The organism is Haloferax sp. AS1 (genome assembly GCF_014530665.1).
Classification (GTDB): Archaea; Halobacteriota; Halobacteria; order Halobacteriales; family Haloferacaceae; genus Haloferax; species Haloferax volcanii.
In genome coordinates this window covers 1,962,147-1,981,073 of sequence record NZ_SPSA01000001.1, presented here as the reverse complement: position 1 = coordinate 1,981,073, position 18,927 = coordinate 1,962,147, and the positions used below count along the sequence as shown (strand labels likewise).

The following is an 18,927-nucleotide window of genomic DNA, read 5'->3' as shown; positions in this document are numbered from 1 at the left end:
TCAATGCAATCCATCCTAACCCGTCTTTCTCAGTATCAGATCACCGATAAGCAGTCTAAACGAGTTCTCGCGGGAATTGCATTTCTCGTTGCCTATGGTGTTCTCCTCCAAGGAATAATTCTCGGCCGATACTATGCTATTGGTGATCTTCCACCACATGCAAAGGGGATTGCGCTAGAGAAGTTCTTCGGGACGTGGCATGAGACGATGTTGGGGTTCGCACACCAGTACCCGATTCACAAGATGTACTTCGGTGTATTCACCCAAGTCCTTGGACCACTCGGGCAGAACCTGCTGTTTCTGTCACTCCCAGTTGGTGCGTTCATCGCTTTCATCTTCTTTGGGCGCCGGTTTGTCCCAGAAGGGACAGCACTCTTTGTTGCGGCGGGAGTGTACGCCCTCAACCCGCTAACCCTAGCGGAGATGGTAAACGGAGGAACTGGGGAATTTCTCGCGTACGTTGGAGGCCCAATTGTCATTGAATATCTCTACCGGATTACAGAACGTGACTCACTCACACCAGTCCTCAAAGCGGGAGCAGCATTCGGACTATTTGGCGTCATTCCATGGACCCTATTCTGGATCCTCGCCCCTTTCGCGCTGAATCTCTTGTTTTCAGTTCGTGAAGATCTGAAATCCGTTTCCCGACTGGTTGCGTCTGGTGGTGTTGGAATCCTCCTTTCAATCCCGGGGGTATTCTATCTCTTCGTTCGCGGAGCAAGTATCTCGACAGCCGATGGATTTGCGAGCCATCTCGATTGGAACTACGCTGATGCAACTGTCCTATCGATACTCCGCCTCGCCGGCAATCATGGCTCATACGCGTTAACCACGTATGGATACAATACTGACCCATGGGCGGCTGTTGGTCTCATTATCCCCTGTATTGCACTCTTCGCAGTTACGAAGACAGAACTTCGGTTTCTCTATCCAACCATTGGTGTGTTTGTCTCGTTCGCGGTGCTTACGAATGCAACCATCACCTACCCGCTTTTCGAGCTATTTCCGCCACTATGGACGCTCCGGAACATGACCAAGATTCTCTTTCCGGTTTCACTCTGTATCTTGTTGTTGTTTGCTGCTGGTTTCAACTACCTCCTAACACTCGCACGACGCACGTCGCCTTTGGAACTGTTCGATTTCCAGGTAACTGGTCCAATGCGGAGAGTCTACAGTCGGGTCCCACAATGTCTACTCGTTGTCCTCATCGTTGTCAGCTCGTTTGCGTATGTCGCCCCCATGGCAGGCGCAGCAGGGCTGAATGGGACCTATGAGGATAGCTATGCGATTCCTGAAGAATATGATACCGTCGCAAACTCACTTGATGGAAAGGTCCTTTGGGCACCATACAGCTATACGACACAGCTTCGGCTGCGAGCGACATACCCAAATCATATCGGAATAAAAAGTGGTGGTCTTAATACTGGAAAAGCGAACGGGGAGTACGTTCGCCAGTTTTTCAGATCGATTGGAGCTGGCGACCGCCTCTACCCGCACCTTTCGGCGCTTGGAGTCCAATATGTTGTTGTTGACGAACTTCCTCAACAACGATACCCAGCAACAGAGGGACGTATTCGAATGGAAGAACGCCACGGTGCCCCCTGGTTGTTCGGAAATCCAACCGAATTTATCAGTCGATTCGACGACTCAGCGGCCTACACGCGAGTGATGGAGACTGAGAACCTGATAGTGTATCGTGTGAACGGTATTGATGAAAAGGACGACAACGTCACCGAACAAGGAGTACACAGGTTATACACACCCCAAACGCCGAGTACTCACGCCGGTGACACCTCAAACCTAATCTCGAACCCTCATTTCGAGCAGGGACTCACTAGTTGGTGGACGAACCCACGGTCAACAGGTACCCAAGCAACAGCGGTTTCTAACAACGGCACGCCAACGCTCAAACTTGAGACGTCGACCGGAAACGTCGTCCCTGTTGCTCAAGGATTCGAGACAAATCCGAAGCAAGCATATCAGGTGGCTGTAAATTCAACTGGTAATGTATCGGCTGTTCTCTACTGGTATAACGGAGAACAACAGGCAGATAATTCAAACCTCATCGATCGCAGGGAGTACCCCATCTCAGAACTTCCTGCACAAGTGATTGCAAAGGGTGACTATCTATCGGTGCGTATTCGACCAAGGAACGAAACAGTCTACCTTCACTCAGTCTCCGTCAAACCAACGACTGTGCCGGCTGCAGTTGGCTTCGAGCAGAACACCGAGGGCATTCCAGGTGTTCTTATTGACGGACAACAATCAGATACAGACGTCGGAAAAACGGTGGCTGTGAACCTCCCAGCAGATGAACGTGCCTCGCTAAACCCAGACATTATTGTGACCGATGCAGAGTCTGTCCTGCCTGGAACGGTAGTACTGAACGACACATATCGACAGGGAGCGGGGATACTCGTCGCTAACGAGACGGTTGAGACACAGATCCCGGATGATGCGACAGTCACCACGTATGAAGCAGAAAACGGGACTGTCGTCGATTATTGGGTCGTTGGAGAGTGGGATCACACGGAAACTGCAGTCAAATATACTTCCTACCACGATGCCTGGGCGGCAGGAGCCAATGCAACGCATCTCCGTGCGTTTGGATGGGCGAACGCATTTACGAATGCAACGACAGCAGAGATCACTTGGTCCGGAAAAGGCGTTAGATCACCCGTGATCGGAATCTGGGGCGTCAGTTGGCTTGCCATCGTGGCTGGACTGGTCTACCTCCGACAGGAGCAAAACCAATGAACAGACATCGTAGAGGAGTTGGTGCCCAAACGACTCACAGGAGCAATTTCCCGAACGACTCACAGGAGCAATATCGCGAACAGCAAATATGAACCAAACACAGAGCCTCTATATTCGTGGTGTACTTGTCTTCTCAGGGATTACACTTCTCGTATTTGCACCGTTGTTTGGTTCGGGATATATTCTGTCGCTTGACCTTGTTTGGGCACCTGGGATGTCACACATCCAGCACCTCATTGAGATCAAAGGACCACTATACTATGGCCGGTTCCCCTTTGTCTTCCTTCTCGATACACTCGGGCTAGTTGTTCCGTTAGACGTCCTTGAGAAACTCGTCTTGATGAGTGTGATTGTGATTAGTGGTCTTGCAGGAATCCACAGTACTCCTGCACAAACCCACACCGGCAAGCTTGCTACGGGGTTAATCTATGCTGTCAACCCCTTCGTATACACTCGGTTTCTTGCCGGTCACTGGTATCTACTATTGAGTTACGCCGTATTACCGCTCGCCGTCCGTGCGTACTATCAGTATCTATCAGGAGACATTGAGCGGCCCTATCGTGCCTTACTGTGGGGAACGCTCGTCTCGGTATTCGACCCCCATGGAACTGTGCTGCTTGCGTTTGTTGGAGGGATATTCACTGTTGTACACGGCTTCCACTCCGAACGTGAACAAAACCGCTCAGCTGTGAAACGAGTCGGTCTCTACTGTGTAGGATTCGTGCTTCTGAACAGCTACTGGATCCTCCCAGTCGTTACAAATTTGACCGGAAGCAACGGGACGCTGTCAGCGTACAGTATTGCCGATCTCACCGCATTTTCAGCATATCCAACGATCAATGGGAACATCTTACTGTCCGTAATGATGCTCTATGGATTTTGGAGACCTGGCTATATTACCGCAACTAATGTTCTCCCCACACCGCTCGTGTTTGGATTATTCACACTTCTGTTAGCATTGTTGTTGTATGGCGTATTCATCTCAGATGATAAGACATGGCGAGACGGGTTGTTTGTCAGTGCTATCTTCTGTTTCATCCTAGCGATGGGCGCTACTGGACCATTGACCGGTCCAGTAGTCACCAAACTGTTTGAGACTGTGCCCGGCCTTCTCGCGATGCGTGACACCCAAAAGTTCAGTATTGGGCTCTGTCTCGCATACGCGTGGTTTAGTGGGGTTGCTCTCGATGAGCTGATTCGAGATCCCCCGATCAACGTACCATCATTCTCAAGAGACTCATCACTCCGAGTTGGGCTTAGTCTGGTGATCCTAGTTGCGACACTTACGTACTCTCTTCCAATGCTCAATGGTTTCCACGGCCAGTTATCTCCCACTGAGTATCCAGATAGTTGGAACGTACTCAATGAACAGCTCACCGATGACCAAACACCGTCTCGCGTTCTAGTGTTGCCATGGCATCAATATATGATGTTTTCATTTACAGACAGAACGATTGCAAACCCCACCGACATCTATTTCGATAAACCAGTCTTGCGGGGCCGAAACATCGAAATCGGGACTATCGAAAGCAACGCTCCAGAACCCGCCCATCAAGAAGTTCGTACTCTCGTGGCAATGGACTGGCGTGATCGGTCAGGATTCGGAGAAGCAACCGCTCCACTTGGAGTGAAATACATTGTACTGTTCAAATCTGCAGACTACGAGAACTATAGCTATCTCAACGATCAAACGGATCTCAGAGTCCAGCGTGAGACGATGGAATATGTTCTCTACGAGAATACTGCCTTTGACGGTCAACAACAGGACGCATGGCCCGCAAAACAGTCACGGATCCCGATGACCGCGGTTCTCGTTGGTTTCGGACTGTCGCTGCTGACGTTAATCTCAATGAGTATTCCACTAGGTCGACGAATACTAAACGGTACCTCTCGTTAACTTCCTAGGCTGGCGGTCGTCCGTCGTGCGATTGATGTACCCTTCGAGAGGCGTGACGTCCTCTTCGTCGGAAATGGCGAGGCTTCCCACGCATGGAAAATGCTAGTCAATGTGACCATCCACCAGACGGAGGCTGACGAGTATCCTAGTGGGTGGGTCTACACGCCATCTCGGCACCCTCGGTGGGACACCATCTTCCGGTACGACAACGCCCAGCAGACGAAAGATCATGAAGACACGCCGGGTCCGAAGTCGAGAAAATCGACTTCCCCGGGATGCTGACGCTCTCCGACCGATTCAAACAAGAGGCCGAGGAGATGTCGTCCGTCTCCTGAGACTGGGAAACGTGAGAAATCACGAAAAGGTGACCACGACATGACGAAGCTCAAAGTAACGGTTGGTGAGGGGAACGACCTCGACGAAACCACGAAAAAGCGGCTCAAGGCGGCACAGGCAGGCGAAGCATTCGAAGACGCGCAGCCAGTGCTGAACTTCGACTCGTTCGCAGAGCTCAGTCGACTGCTCAGCCCGAAGAACCTCGAACTGTTAGAGGCGATCGCTGCGGCCGAACCGGACAGCATCCGCGAAGCCGCAGAGTTGGTTGACCGTGATTACAAGCAGGTCCACCGAAACCTGACTGAACTGACCGATCTCGGTGTCATTGACTTCGAAGGCGGTGACCCTGGACTCCCGAAGAAACCTGTACTCGCCTACGACGGTCTCGAAATCAACCTTTCGTTCAACAATTCGAACAACCTCGGTGCCACCCCGCGCTGAGACACGAGGGTTCCTCCCGCTGGAGTGGGATAGTTACTAGATTGTCAGAAACCGTATCGCTTGTGGGCATCGTCGATTGGTAATATCTCGAGGACGCGAACCTCTCTGTCCTCTTCTAAGACGGTGTAAATCGCAGTGTAGGTCCGCGAGACGTGCATTCGGAATCTATCGCGGCGTCCGTCGATGGGTAAGTTCTCTTTATCGCCGCGTCCGCGTCCCGGATATGGACTTTCGCGCAAGTACCCCAGTTTCCCCTTGCAAATTCGTGTCGTCTTCTCATCGGCGACACTCAAGAACTCGCGTGGTTGATCAGCAAGAAGAACGTCGTAGTCGTCCTCAGACATCCTCAAGCGAGGTTAGATCATCACTATCTGCGTCCTCCAACTCTTGGAAGCGCTTTTCGAGGTCTTCGCGACGACGGCTTTGGGCAAGTTCCTTGAGGAGATCGTCGTAGGTCTGCCCCGGCTTTTTCAGTTCGTGAAGTTCCTCCCGAGTCTCTTCAGTCACTGGAATTCGTTTGTCAGCGGACATGCGTTGTAAGGACGTATCGTCCTGATAGTATTAACAGTTTTGTCACCCCGCGGCTCGATGAGCCGATACTGGATCCCCCGCGTCGCACCTTCTTGCTTGATGAGTCAGTCCCCAAGCGCACCGAGATATTGTATTCCTCAACGGGACACACCAGTCGATTCACGAACGCTCGGAACACCCAGAAATTGTTCGTTTTCGCGTTCGTCTCGACCGACCAGTGTGTTTCCAACACGTCCGTCAACGCCCCGACAGACACCGTCAAAACATCTTCGTCGTAGAGGCGTTCGATGAAGTCACAGGCGAGCGCGTCCTGGGCGTGGTCACGTCGCTTGGTTCGTCGGTCGCGACGTTCGGCAGGTTCATCACAACCTCTCGGAACTCGAAACACTCGGACTAGTCGAGTTCGAGCAGGTTGGTTGCTCAAAGAAGTCGACGGTGTGGTACGAGGATCTCAATATCGAACTCCCGGTTGCAATTACTGAGACGGAGCCAGTTGATGACAGCACAAAGGCCTAAGAGACCCACTTCTCTCTCATCGAGAGACGGGGTCCCCTAATAGGGTTTAGTCATTCGACCACAGAGTCTCACGTCGCTGGTCAACTGCTGTGAGAACAGTCAAGTACACTGCGAGAGGAGGGAGTGCAGACAAAGAAAGGTCAGTGACCTCTGCTACATCTGGGGGCTGGTGAAAATGCAACCGTGCGTTGTGATTGTTTGGATGTCGGTCCCAGCGGCACTCCCATTGGGATCCGTCGTCATGCGCTTCGACATAGTGAATCGAAAAGTCACCAGTCATGAACCACCGAACATCTAGTCGTGCCGTTTCTATCGATTCGGGGTATCGGCCAGCACCAAGCAATACGTGGAGGAGTCGTGGTTCGTAGGAGTCCGGGTCGAACTCTGTCTCAATCACGAGCGAATCCGACGCGAGGTGTCGCGCAAGCAATCGTAGAGTCTGACGCTCTGGAGGCCTAGTTGAATTCGGTTCTGGGTCTTCAGGTGGTGTGCTCATTTAGGCTGGAATGAGGTGCCCGTCATTCTGGGAGAGTTGGCGTGCAAGCTCGTAGAACCGAAGATCCCGAATCACTCCCTGCCACTCACTGACCGCGGTCATGCGGTCGTGAATCGTGTCGTGGTCACCGTAGTCGAACACTGAGATGTGCTCTCGAATTGTGTCTCGTACTCCCGTCGTCGTTCTTCGAGCTCCTTCACACGCTCAATGATCTCTTCGACAGAGAGTTCATTTGCAATTCGACTGGCGTCTTGCCACTCCAGATATCCCTCATTCCGCTCATACTGAGCCGGTCGGCTGTCCCTGTCTGCTCGGACAATCCCCATCTCAGCGAGTCGTTCAAGGTGTTTTTTCGCAGCGTTAGGTGAGCAGTCCGCTATCTGCGATATCAGTGTACGCGGTGGGCGACGTAACACCCAACGCAACATCATAGACGGTCAAACGTGTCTGTTCCCTCTTGGCACCTTCTCCGAGCGGAATCAGAGTCAGGTGAAGGGTCGAATCCAGTCATACGTTTGTGTAAGCACTTTTCTTCAATATGTCGTTGTGTTTAGGATAATTTGAGATATGATGCGTGAACGACTGGGAAGTGTCTATAGAAGATACAGTTGGTGTCATCGCACTCGCCACGGATGAAGACGGAGATTGCCATGGCGTGCAAGGAAACAAAACGCTGTCCTGACTGTTACAATCACCAATAGGGACTACGGGAACGGAACGTACGAACCCGATGAAACAGTAGGCAGAATTGACACAGCGCAATCTCGGTTCGAGAGACTCTCACGCCGGCCACCTAACGACGAAGAGTAGTCAAGAATTTCTTCTCAGACGTACTCTCGCAGTTCGTAGTACCGTGCCCGAAGCGTCGATACCGTTACGTCGGCAGCTGTTGCGAACTCCGCCTGTGTCTTCCCACGTTCCAGTTCGTTCCCAGCGAGGTACAGGCACGCTGCGGCCACGCCCGCGGGATTTCGTCCGTTCGTTATCCGTTCACGGTCTGCGAGCTCGGCGAGTTCGTACGCACGTGCGTTGACTTCTGAGGTCACACGGCAGTCCGACGCAAGCCGCGGGACGTACGTTCGTGCCGTCACAATCTGTGGTTCGATTTCCATGTCGACCTTGAGTGCACGATAGCCAGTTCGCAACTGGTCAGCAGTACACCGAGCAACCGAGCCAATCTCGCCTGGTCGCCGCTGAAGCCCACGGCAACGACACGACGCATACAGACTCCCTGCAGCCATCATTTCGATCGACCGCCCACGAATGAGATCACGATGTTGTGCCTGTCGGTAGACCTGACTTGCTTCTTCGACCACACCTCGTGGGAGGTCAAGAGCACTCGACATCCGTGCGATTTCCTGCAGGGCGTGTGCAAGGTTTCGCTCTGCTTTCGACCCGTAGCGTGCCCGACGGTGTTCACGACGAAGTCGATGAAGTTGCCACTGCTTTTTCGATGAGACACGATTCCCGTTCGCATCACGCTTGTAACCGATTTCTGCAGACACACCGTAGTCGTGTCGGGTAGGTGTGAGCCGACTTCCTGTCCGCCGCGTCGGTTCTGGGTCGTCATCGAACACACGCGGGCCGTGGGTGTGGTCGATGTAGTACTGGTTGACGATGAGGCCACACTCGTCACACCCCGTTTCGCCACCCTCCGTTGTGAGCGTGCCGTCGCACTCGGGACAGTCAGTCGCATCAATAGTTTTCCCGCACGATTCGTCGAATGTTCGCTCGTAGATGTCTCTCAGTGCCATGAGTTCTCTGTGAGGCGCTTCTTCGGCACCCCGCACCCCTGTGGGGGTGATAAAACAGCGGTCGGTCTGGTTCGAGATTAGTCGAGAGTCGCGTCAGCCGACCTGTCTGCGCACTCCGGATCGAACGCAGCTCTGGACGCGTGTTCCAGACCGCACTCCGTACACCGCCAGAATCGACGCCGATCTTGGTCGAACGACGCGAGGGCAGTCAGTGGCGTCTCAGCCGCTGCCCGCCACTCGGTGACGACGACGAGTTCGTGGCCCTGTTCAGTCCGCTCGACGATACTCCCGACTCGTTGGGTTGTGTCTGTTCGCATTCGAATCAGCGAGGCATACCGCCCCGCACCCCTGAGGGGGTGACAAAATTTCTCGCTGAACGTAGAACCATGGGGGGACTCCCGGTTTCAATTGTGATTTTCACCAATTAGTTTGAATTGCGAAGCCGCCTCGTCTCCTGCTCACACGTTGCGAAGCGGCCAGTCGGCTTGGGCAGCACCCGCGTTCGGATTTCGAACAGGACGCGTCGGAGATGCTTGCACTCGACACCACGTTTCCGGTGGTCTGGACACGAACACGTCCCCGCTTCAACGTCAACCTCGTACGACTTCCCACTCGGCGAGTCGACCTGATAAATGGGACCAACATCACCGAATCGGATGTCCATCTCTTCGGTGAGTGCTTTCCACGTCCGGGAGTCATTGAGAGAGTAGCCACCGTCACTGAGGAGTGTCTGTCCATCGACGACTGTGCAGGGTTCGTGGAACTCCCGTTGACGGGTCCGTTCTTGGCCACACTTCCGGCAGCGCCAAAATCTCGTCCGGTAGCCATCGAGGTCAGAGAGTTCGATTTCGTAATCGGTTGGCTCGCTTCCAGGCACCCATTCGGTGACGCGGACGAGGTCGTGACCGTGGGCTGGACTGCTGGTTGTTGTGCGTCGCTTGTGGTCGTTTGAGACAGTCATCTGTGGTCATCGAGCGCACCTGAGTGCCCCCGCACCCGTCAGGGGGTGAAAAAATCTCAGCAGCTCACAGCCCCTGACCGAATTGTACTAATCCACTCGTATCGCACCGAGAATCGACTTCGCGATCGATCGAATCCGATTCAGGCGCTCGAAAATCGAGTCGGCGTCCTCGCCAGCCCACGCTGCGAGGTAGAACGCAGAGCCACTCACATCGAGGCCAACGTATCGACCAATAAGGTACGCAACTGCTTCTGCTTCGACCTCTCGGCGTGCTCGTTCTGGCAGGTTCGACCGATCTGCGTGCAGCAATCCGTGAGCGAACTCGTGGATGAGTGTCGTCGCCATGTCAGCATCGTTTGGCCGTTCTCGTACCTTGACATGAGGCCGACTACGTGGAGGGAACTCACAGATGCCACGTGCAGTACCGTGCGACCAGTCTGACGGGTGGACGAGGCTAACGTCAAGTGCAAGCGAGTCTGCGGCCGAACAGAGTGACACAACCAAGTCAGCAGCCACACCGGACGATGCTGTTTCCAACGCTGGAAGTGACTCGCCTTCAGTCTGGGAGACGTCGAACACTGGAACTGGCTTAAACCGAAGCAGTTGGGTTGTCCACTCCTCGTATTGGACCCCGCCGCTCCCACAGTCCTCGTCGTGTCTGGCTTTCGTCTCTCCACACACTGGACACATCTTCGCCGTGATTGGAGCCCAGATCCAGAGTGCCGACTCACCTTTCGATACCTGTCTGTCGAAGTCGTCTTGCCACGTTCTGTATCCAGCCACGCGAGTCGCCTCCGGGCATTGGAGTGCGATGAGGAGGCTATTGCGAGCCGAGTAGTCGTGGAACCGACTCTGGACGTCTAACCAATCTTTGAACACCTCGCTTTCTCGAGCCTGTTCGACGTCGGCAAGGAGGTCTGCTAACCACTCGTCGACGGCGAGATGCATTTCGTCGTCGCGAGTCGATCGGTCAGTGAACGATGCTTCTCTGGGGGTTGGTTCTGTGGTTGCCATCTGAATTCCGCGGGATACTGAGTACGCCCCGCACCCGTCAGGGGGTGACAAAATAGCCAAAATCTCACCACCGACACATATCTCACAGAGGAGACTGAAGGCCTCTACTACGTCAGTCGCAGGCTACTGGCTCTCCACGATATCGTTGGGCGTGAACAGAGACACATCCGAGCGCTCGTCAGTAACCGCTCGCAAGCCGTCAGAGAATCCTGAACGAGCGAAGCAACAGTAGTGGTACGTCGGATCACCACCCTCCGGTGGCGTCCAGTCGACCTGCGCAGCGCTCCGTTCTAGGTCCGCAAGGTCGCCTTCGTTCATTTCTCGCTGCGTATACTTGCATTCCCCAGCGACGAGCGTGCCGTCACTCGCCAGGCCGACAACGTCCAGTTCATGATGCTTGTGCCACCAATAGCCAATCCCGTGGTAGGTATTGGGAACTAACGACGGGAGCGCATTCTGACAGACGAGTTCGAACATCGAGCCCATGTACTCCGAGAACGAAGGTGTGACCAACTCCTCGAAAGCATTGTCACCGAGCTGGGCGAGCTTCCCTTCTTGACCGTACACATAACGGAACCAGAACCGAAACAGCGGTTCATTCAGTCGGTATCGGCTCTTTCGCGTCGCATTGGGATTCGCCGTGACCGGGATATCCCGTGTGACCAGTCGCAGTCGACGGAGCTTCGCGAGATACGATCCGAGTGCGTTCGAATCGATACCGGCGAAGTTAGCAATCTCACTCGCCTCGCGCTTTCCTGTCGCAATCGCGCGGAGGACTGTGTAGTAGGTCTGTGGCTCTCGAATCCCAAACTCTGTCCGGAGGAGGAACTCTGGCTCGTTGTGGAGCACACCGTGTTCGGAGAGGACGTGTGTCTGGATGTTCTCCGCGAGCGATGCCGTTGGGGTGAGCGCCTGAAGGTAGTACGGCGTCCCACCGAAGACGCTCCACGTCTCAATCGTTGTCTCTGGGTCGTCTGTGGGGTACAGCTGTCGTGCGTCGGCCAACGCAAGTGGTGGGAGGTCGATAGTTCCGGTCCGACGTCCGTACAGCGGGCTCCCGCCTCCGAGCACTTTCTCTTCCATAACGCTGATCGACGACCCGACGAGTACCAACGACGCCGCCGTCTGTTCGAGATGGAGGTCCCAGACCCGCTGTATCTTCGAGGGAACTGCATCGTCGGATTCGATCAAGTACGGAAACTCGTCGATAACAACGACTGCGTCCTGCCGTCCAAGCGTCTTGAGAATCGTCTCCCAGTCACGCTTGATATCGTCAACGACTGGGTACGTGTCGCGAGCGGTCTCAACGAAGCTTGCGAGCTGTACGTCCGGAGTCTCTTCGGTCGCCTGCCAGTACACCGCATCGTCTCGGTCACGAATTGCTTCACGGACGAGCGCACTCTTTCCAAGCCGCCGCCGGCCATAGATGACGAGCAACTCCGCCGTATCACGGTCGAACCGGGATCGAAGAAACGAGAGTTCGTCGTCGCGGTTGACGAAGGAAGGCCGAGACATAGTCTGTGTTTGGCTTGGTAGATGATAGTCGTTCTGATTATCTTAATTGTGATTTTACTAATCGTGATTTACTAACCAGATTCGGGCGCAAGCAGCTAAAATTACTAATTTCCAGCAAATCTATTTTACTTACTGCGCTCGTACGACGACCAGTGACCGGAGCAGGCTCCCCCACAACACCGTGGCAAGGTGACGTCAACGAGACAGTCATTGATGACTGGAAAGCAGATACCACGACGTTCGAACGTATTCGGCAGGTAATCGACGTTACAACGAATCCACAAACTGCCAGCGAAATTGCTGAACGTGCCCATATGAGTGAACCAACTGCACGGAAGCACCTCTCAGCGCTCGCTGAGACCGGTCGTGTCAAAAGAATTGTAGCCGGTGATGCCACTCGCTACATGCGCGCACCACAGATGCTGGCGATGCGGCGGATCGCCGACATTCACCGCGAGCACACGAAAGACGAGATTCGACAGGGAATCCGAGAACTGAAAGATGAACGTCAAGCGATCCAAGAACAGTACGACGCGACGACCGTCGACGAGCTGACCTTGGAATTGGAGTCCGGTGCTGACGGGTGGGCAGACCTCACTCGGTGGCAGCAAATTGAGCAGAATCTTGAGATCGCCCAAGCTGCGCTGACGCTCTACGATTTCGACCCAGATGATAGCCGATCTGCAGCAGCTCGGCTATCCGATCGTGAAAACACGATCCGCAGCCGGGGTGCACTACAGGACGACGAATCTCAATCGACTGCATAGATGGCAGACGAGGCGGACATTGAGGGCCCTGTTGGCTCAATCGATGATGTCACACTTGAAGAGATTCGCACAGTCTGCACACGTGCTGATGGTCTCGTCGAAGATGCCGGATTCGATAGTCGCCTTGACCCAACGAAGCTACAGATTCACTTCCGAGATGAGATTGCCGAGGCGACGTGGTGTCGGTTCGATATTCGCTGGTTCCAGCGTCAGTACTACAGTTTCCATTGTCTCGATGAATGTGGTGTACAGTTCCGCTACGATTACCGTCCCAAACCGGATGCACCAGAGAAGCACTTTCATACGCCACCCGAAGCAAATTCGGGCGACGTAGAGCAGTCCTATATCGTGACAACAGAGCCAATGCTCGTTGCACGAGCGGTGCATCAACTCTGGCGTCGAGCGTACGAAACGGCCTCGTTCGACGCACTAAACACAGCCGAAAATCCGTCGTGAGGTTGTGGCTGCGCGCGCAGCACCGCAGGTGCGAGCACGGAGCGGTGGGTGGGGAGGTGGGGTCTGGGTCGGCCGGGCACATAGCAAAAAAGAAGGGTGCGATGACTGGCTATTCCCACCACGCCTCGCGCTCTGGGAAGCTGATGTCGGACCACCCCGTCACAGCCACCGACACGCGCCCACCGTACCAGCTCTTTGCGACGTTCCGCAGCGTCACCCGCTCGCCTTCTCTCACAGCCGGTTGCCTCGATTTCTCCCAGACAGTCACCTTCGTTCGTCCCGTATCGTCCTCGATGAGGCCCACCTGCTGAATCGCCGCGTTCGACGACTCCCACAACTGCGTAATCGTTCCCTCGATTGACACCTCTCGATGACTGACCTCACTGACCGCTGCAATCGGAATCACCCGCCCTGGTGCCTGTTGCAACGCTTCGAACACACCCACGACCGCGCTCATCATCGAGTTCCCGTCTGCGACTACTTCGGCCAGACGCCGGCTGATTGCCGCCCGCGACCACGCATCGAGTTTCGACTGCATCCGTGCCGCCTCCCTGTTCACAACGCCCAACTGTTCAGCCGTCAGTTGCTCACGCGGATCCACCTCCTCGGGGTCGGCCCACCGATTCACACACCCCGCACGCTTCTTGAACGCACGCGTTGCTTCAATACTTGACTGCTCCACCGCCGTCGCCGTCCGTGCTTCTCGACTCGACGTCTGTCTCCGGTCCCACCGTGCACGCGTCTGTTCGATCTCCCACTCACGCGCAGCCAGCCGCTCTTCTTCCGCGAGGGTCAGTCCCCGACTAACCGCTTCAGGATTGTTCAGGTCAACTTTGGCTTGAATCTCGAGTTCAACCGTGGGATGGAGCGCTGGCGTCTCACCAACCACGTCGTCGTCGACCGCTCGGGGGAGTTCGGAGTGCGAAACTTTAGTACTGAACTGCTTCTTACTACTCATTGCTGTTACCTGAAAGGCGCTCACTCGGCGTCTTCTTCCGACACCACGACTCTCCAGCCGCGGCTCTCTCGTTCGCCCAACTGGCTCTGCGCACGCCTTTCGCGCCTTCATCGCGCCCGCAGGGCGCGGAAGGCGTGCGCGCGACGACGGACACACAGCCAGCACCGCGCGCCAGCTTACCGAACGCAGTGAGGTGAGACTCGGGGCGCGAACATCGTGAGCGACCCGATGGCCTGGCCGCCGCGAGCGGCCAGCACACAAGCCGGTTTCGTGTCTGACGACCGAGCCAGCGAGGGCGTCGTGACCGACAGCGCGCTTGGTGCTGGCGCACCGGAAGGGTGCGAGCGATGCGAGTGCGACTGCAAGGAGCAACTCGTCACGAACGACGTGAGGAGTGAGTACGGCGGGCACAGGGCGGCGAGCGGGGCGTGCCGTTCGTACCACACCGGGCTACCGACAGCCATCGTCAGCCACACAACAGCCTAGGGGTGGGATTGAAAGGGGCCGGACGCTCGGCGTGCCCCGACGACGCAAGCACCGCAGGAACGAGGCGCGCAGCGAGTCGCGGCCGTCGAGCGTTCGGGGGCTTTCGTGGATTCCTCACTGACGGTGTCATCGATATCCTGGGTCCAGAGATAGCACTCACGATGTGGCACGACACACTCATTTCGATCGAAAAGCAACGAAAGCTAACAACGACGGGTGACTACGTTGGGGACCTCGCCAAGCCGCCAGTGCTGGGGTGAGAAGCGATCAAGCGTGAAAAAGACGCCAACTGAGTCACAAACCCAGTGACGGTGTCAATGAGAAGTCGAGTAGCAGCACAATTATCAAACATTAATGCAATTCTATCTAGTTTTATTTCTGAAAACACAGATATAGAAGAGATTATGCCTACTGAGTGAGAGTGAAATGTATTATTTCGTCCACCACCGACCGAGCCTTCATCCACCTCTCGCCAACTGCGGATACGTTTACCCCGTCGACTGTCACCGCACAGTTTACTCGATTGTACTACCTCTTAGCGTCGACCAAAACTCCGTCCACCCTCGAATGGGTACTCGTCACTGATGGGTCAGACACAGGACCCATCGAGTACGTCCTGAGCGTCGACACTGCCCTCGCATCGACGATCGAAGCGTGGTGTCGAGAGCTCGTTCCGAATTCGTTCGATATTTCGACGACAATGACAGACCCACTGCGTTGTCTCTCGCCTGCTGACGCTGACGCCGACCCAGACGATAGGGCCCTCGAATCGTATGCACCACCACGATACCGAGCGGTCGAGTTCGTGGGCGTCACAGACCGGCGTGAAGACTGGCAAACCACGCTCACTCGATACGATGAGTTCACCGACAAACAGAGCCGTCTGCCACTCGCAACGGTGGTGAGCGCGCTTGCGGACGCGTCCGTGCCGATGGCCGTCCAGATACTCGTGCGGCCGTATCCAGACTGGCGACACCACGCCCTTGACAGAAAACAACGGCTCAAACAGGGTCGAGAGACAGCCTTCCAGCGGTTCTTCGAGGACTGGGTTTTGTCTACAGACTCCGAAAACAACGTCTCTGATCCAAGGGTCCGCTCGCGAGTGGATGCACTCGACGAAAAAGACGCACAACACAGTTTTGTAGTCACCGCTCGGGCAGTTGCGGCAACGATCGACCAGCGTGCACAACTGCCCGACTGCACCCCAGTATCGACTGCGTTTTCGCATCTCAATGGCGACCACTACCGAATCGAAGGTCGCATACACGACGGCGATCGCGCAAAATCAATCTACGAATCACTACGCAATCGCGTCGTGGTTGACCCAGAACACGCGAAGCTCACTGCGAGACTTCCGTGGACCGACCATGCCAGTCGTGGACTCGTCATGGATGGGTGTGAACTCCCGTTGCTGTGTCTCGTCGATGCGGCCACCCTCCCGACAGAAGCCCACCGTGGGCTCGCGCCCACACCGACAGACGAACACGGTCTGCCACGCCCACCGCGTGATCGGATTGAGCGGTATCGAACAGCAGGGCTCACACTTGGCCATGCACAGACGGCCGACGGCGATGCCGAAGCCGTCCCTATCTCACTGCCGCCCGCACTCCAGCCACTCCATCTCGGTATGTTCGGCCGGACCGGCTCTGGCAAATCATCGACTCTCGTTGCGGCGCTTCTCGCAAATCACGCAGCAACCGATGGCGCTGATATCTTCATCGACCCCAAAGGCGACGGGATGGCCGACGACTATCTCAAGGCACATTATGCGAAATACGGCTCTCTCGACGATGTCTATTATTTCGATTGCACAGAGACACTCCCCGCACTGTCGTTTTTCGACATTCGTGATCAACTCGATGCAGGTATCGACCGCACGACCGCCGTCGAGGACGTCGTCGACCACTATATCGATATCCTGATCGGTATCATGGGTCGTGACAGATTCGAACAGGCGGTTCGGTCACCCGACATCATTCGCTACGTGCTCAAAGCGATGTTTGATCCGATCCACGGCTCGAACGCGTTTAGCCATCGTGAGTTCCAGACGGCCGTCGCCAGATTACACGAAACACGCGACCCACCACCAGTCGTTGATGAAGACCTCCAGGCGATGCTCGCTGGTGTCGCTGCTAACTCCAAGCGCTCGTTCGACGAGCTCATGCAAGGGGTTGCAAACCGCATCGAGAAGATTCCAATCGATGCCCGACTTGCACAGGTATTCAATCATACTCCAGACGATGATAGCGACGATCCGGAATTCGACCTTCGGAGGCTCATCGATGAAGACGCAGTCATTATTATCGAGACAGGGGGCCTCAGGCCGGCTTCACAGCGCGTCATCACGCTCGTCCTTCTGTCGGCGTTGTGGACCGCCCTTCGACGCCGGACCCAGCAGGGCGACGACGAGACAGACCACCCACTCGTGAATCTGTATCTCGAAGAAGCTGCGCAGTTATCGACATCATCGCTCTTGTCAGATCTCCTTGCCCAGTCTCGTTCGTTCGGCCTCTCGATTACCTTGGCGATGCAGTTTCCTGCACAACTCAAAGAGGCCAATCCAGAGGCCTATCGTGAAGTCCTCAATAACGTCTCGACGATTATCACGGGGAACGTCGCAGTCGACCCCGAGTTCAGCCGGCGATTTACAACAGCCGACCGTCCCGCAACGGAAGTACAAAATCGACTCCGCGCGCTTCGCCGTGGCCAGTGGCTCGCGACGCTCCCGGCAGAGTTTGGACAACCAGAGCCACAGCCGTTCGTCCTCCAGAGCCCACCGCTTCCAGTTGGCCACCCAGAAAGTGATGACCCGTTTTCGCCCGCTCGTGAGACAGCATACGCGGCTGCACTCGAGTTGCGTACTGCTCGGACCGCCCAAGCGTCTGGTCTCAACGTCTCGGGGATTGGCAGCCGGACCACCACAGAAGAGACACACACGCCGCTGGGCCACCGCGAAGCAGCACCGCTCGATGATTCTGCAGCGTCGACACACCGCGCGACTCCCACGTCCGCACACACGCCAGCCGAAGACGCACCACCAGACCCATACCCAGATCGGAATGCGCCGACTCCCGATGCGCGTATCAACTCTGCGCTGCCCTACACGTCGCGTCTTCCCCCAATGGTGGGGTATGACCCCGAAGTTCACGTCGTCGTCTGTGAGGAGTGTTCGACTCGATACGACCCAACACTCACGGGCATCAAAAACGCCGTCCAATGCTGTCACAGCCTCGAAGCAGTCGACCGCGACGAAATCCCACTCTCACAACTCCCACTCAAACTCTCAGCCGTCGAACGCGGCAGTAGCGCGTTTACCGACGCCCAACTGCGCTTTCTCCAAGCGGTCTACTCTGCACATCAACGTCGATTCGATCCCGAGTTCGAGTACGACCTTTTGTATGACAGCATGGTTCGCCTCCAAGAATACACCGGCATCAGATATCAGGAAGTTCAAGAACTCATCGATGGTGGGTCGCTGTCGGTCGATTGTACGTATCCACACAAACTCTATACAGTCACCCCAAAAGGCCGCCGTGCGATTGCAGTTCGCCACCGCGAAGGTATTGCCCACGGCCACGGCCGAGGCGATCTCAGTGAGTCGAGTCTCCACGTCGTCATGGTGGAACTTGGCCGACGATATCTCGAAACAGAGTTCGTCGAAGACGATGACTCCGCGGCTGTCGAGGCCGTTTCATACTTCGAACACGAAGGCTCGCGTCTCGATGCGGTCTGTCTCGATGAGGATGGAAACATCGTCGTCACACTTGAAGCTGAACGAGCGAATCACGATATCTTGACTGCGGTCCCCGAAGACTATGACAAGATGGCTGCGTGCGATCCCGAAGCCGCAGTGTGGGTCGTGAAGAATCGAAGCGATGCACATGAGATTCTTCGTGCCCTCAACGAGCCAAACGAGGGGTACCCACGCGTCGAAAAGACCTATAGTTCGAATTCACCGCCATCGTCGTTCCAGATTCACCAACCCGGATTCACCGAGATGCACACCCTCCAAGAGTTACAGTCAGATGCTTCGCACTCGTGA

At 55.5% G+C, this 18,927-nt stretch carries 14 protein-coding genes and 2 pseudogenes; 7 read left to right on the top strand and 9 right to left on the bottom strand.

Features of this window, described 5'->3' with window-relative positions; all coding sequences use genetic code 11:
- Positions 1-3 precede the first annotated feature (3 nt).
- The 3 genes from E4P24_RS10495 (at position 4) to E4P24_RS10485 (ending at position 5,431) form a co-directional block, all read left to right on the top strand.
- Positions 4-2,757 carry a hypothetical protein gene (locus tag E4P24_RS10495; RefSeq protein ID WP_188148457.1) on the top strand — a complete coding sequence of 918 codons (2,754 nt, stop codon included), beginning with the start codon at positions 4-6 and terminating at the stop codon, positions 2,755-2,757.
- Positions 2,758-2,845: 88 nt separating this feature from the next.
- The gene (locus E4P24_RS10490; RefSeq protein WP_188148456.1) at positions 2,846-4,654 is read left to right on the top strand and encodes a hypothetical protein; all 1,809 of its coding nucleotides are present in this window, start codon (positions 2,846-2,848) and stop codon (positions 4,652-4,654) included.
- Positions 4,655-5,029: 375 nt separating this feature from the next.
- Complete coding sequence (locus tag E4P24_RS10485; RefSeq protein WP_188148455.1) at positions 5,030-5,431, top strand: transcriptional regulator; 402 nt, start codon at positions 5,030-5,032, stop codon at positions 5,429-5,431.
- 44 nt (positions 5,432-5,475) lie between these two features.
- On the opposite strand, the gene E4P24_RS10480 is transcribed toward E4P24_RS10485, so the two are convergent.
- From E4P24_RS10480 to E4P24_RS10470, 6 genes and pseudogenes are all read right to left on the bottom strand, one after another.
- Positions 5,476-5,775: a type II toxin-antitoxin system RelE/ParE family toxin gene (locus tag E4P24_RS10480; RefSeq protein ID WP_188148454.1), complete on the bottom strand. Its 300-nt coding sequence runs from the start codon at positions 5,773-5,775 to the stop codon at positions 5,476-5,478.
- Entirely contained in the window at positions 5,768-5,962 is a 195-nt protein-coding gene (locus E4P24_RS10475; protein WP_042663455.1) for a hypothetical protein, read from the bottom strand. Before E4P24_RS10475 ends, E4P24_RS10480 begins: the two co-directional genes overlap by 8 nt.
- A 100-nt stretch (positions 5,963-6,062) precedes the next feature.
- Positions 6,063-6,305: pseudogene (locus tag E4P24_RS19025) on the bottom strand (IS200/IS605 family transposon protein TnpB); the annotation flags it as partial.
- Positions 6,306-6,524: 219 nt separating this feature from the next.
- The gene (locus tag E4P24_RS19020) at positions 6,525-6,974 is read right to left on the bottom strand and encodes a hypothetical protein (protein WP_223173913.1); all 450 of its coding nucleotides are present in this window, start codon (positions 6,972-6,974) and stop codon (positions 6,525-6,527) included.
- A pseudogene (locus tag E4P24_RS19015) lies at positions 6,975-7,485 on the bottom strand (winged helix-turn-helix domain-containing protein).
- Positions 7,486-7,798: 313 nt separating this feature from the next.
- Positions 7,799-8,728, bottom strand: coding sequence for a transcription initiation factor IIB family protein (locus E4P24_RS10470; RefSeq protein WP_188148453.1), 930 nt, complete (start codon positions 8,726-8,728; stop codon positions 7,799-7,801).
- A 529-nt stretch (positions 8,729-9,257) separates the two neighbouring features.
- Here E4P24_RS10470 and E4P24_RS19315 point away from each other — a divergent pair.
- The gene (locus E4P24_RS19315; RefSeq protein WP_345776364.1) at positions 9,258-9,680 is read left to right on the top strand and encodes a hypothetical protein; all 423 of its coding nucleotides are present in this window, start codon (positions 9,258-9,260) and stop codon (positions 9,678-9,680) included.
- Between the two features lie 96 nt (positions 9,681-9,776).
- Here E4P24_RS19315 and E4P24_RS10460 read toward each other — a convergent pair whose 3' ends face one another.
- Both E4P24_RS10460 and E4P24_RS10455 read right to left on the bottom strand, forming a co-directional pair.
- Positions 9,777-10,703 (bottom strand): ArdC-like ssDNA-binding domain-containing protein, encoded by a 927-nt coding sequence (locus tag E4P24_RS10460; RefSeq protein WP_188148451.1) that lies wholly within the window; start codon positions 10,701-10,703, stop codon positions 9,777-9,779.
- 123 nt (positions 10,704-10,826) lie between these two features.
- On the bottom strand, positions 10,827-12,218 hold the full coding sequence (locus E4P24_RS10455) for an ATP-binding protein (protein ID WP_188148450.1): 1,392 nt from the start codon (positions 12,216-12,218) through the stop codon (positions 10,827-10,829).
- A gap of 152 nt (positions 12,219-12,370) precedes the next feature.
- Between E4P24_RS10455 and E4P24_RS10450 the strand changes: the two genes are divergently transcribed.
- Complete coding sequence (locus E4P24_RS10450) at positions 12,371-12,985, top strand: winged helix-turn-helix domain-containing protein (RefSeq protein WP_188148449.1); 615 nt, start codon at positions 12,371-12,373, stop codon at positions 12,983-12,985.
- Entirely contained in the window at positions 12,986-13,441 is a 456-nt protein-coding gene (locus tag E4P24_RS10445; RefSeq protein ID WP_188148448.1) for a hypothetical protein, read from the top strand.
- A 109-nt stretch (positions 13,442-13,550) separates the two neighbouring features.
- Here the strand turns inward: E4P24_RS10445 and E4P24_RS10440 are convergent, their stop codons facing one another.
- Entirely contained in the window at positions 13,551-14,399 is an 849-nt protein-coding gene (locus tag E4P24_RS10440) for a DNA-binding protein (RefSeq protein ID WP_115861114.1), read from the bottom strand.
- Between the two features lie 2,113 nt (positions 14,400-16,512).
- On the opposite strand from E4P24_RS10440, the gene E4P24_RS10435 reads away from it, so the two are divergent.
- A complete protein-coding gene (locus E4P24_RS10435; RefSeq protein WP_394354812.1) occupies positions 16,513-18,927 on the top strand; it encodes a TraM recognition domain-containing protein in 2,415 nt (804 codons plus the stop codon).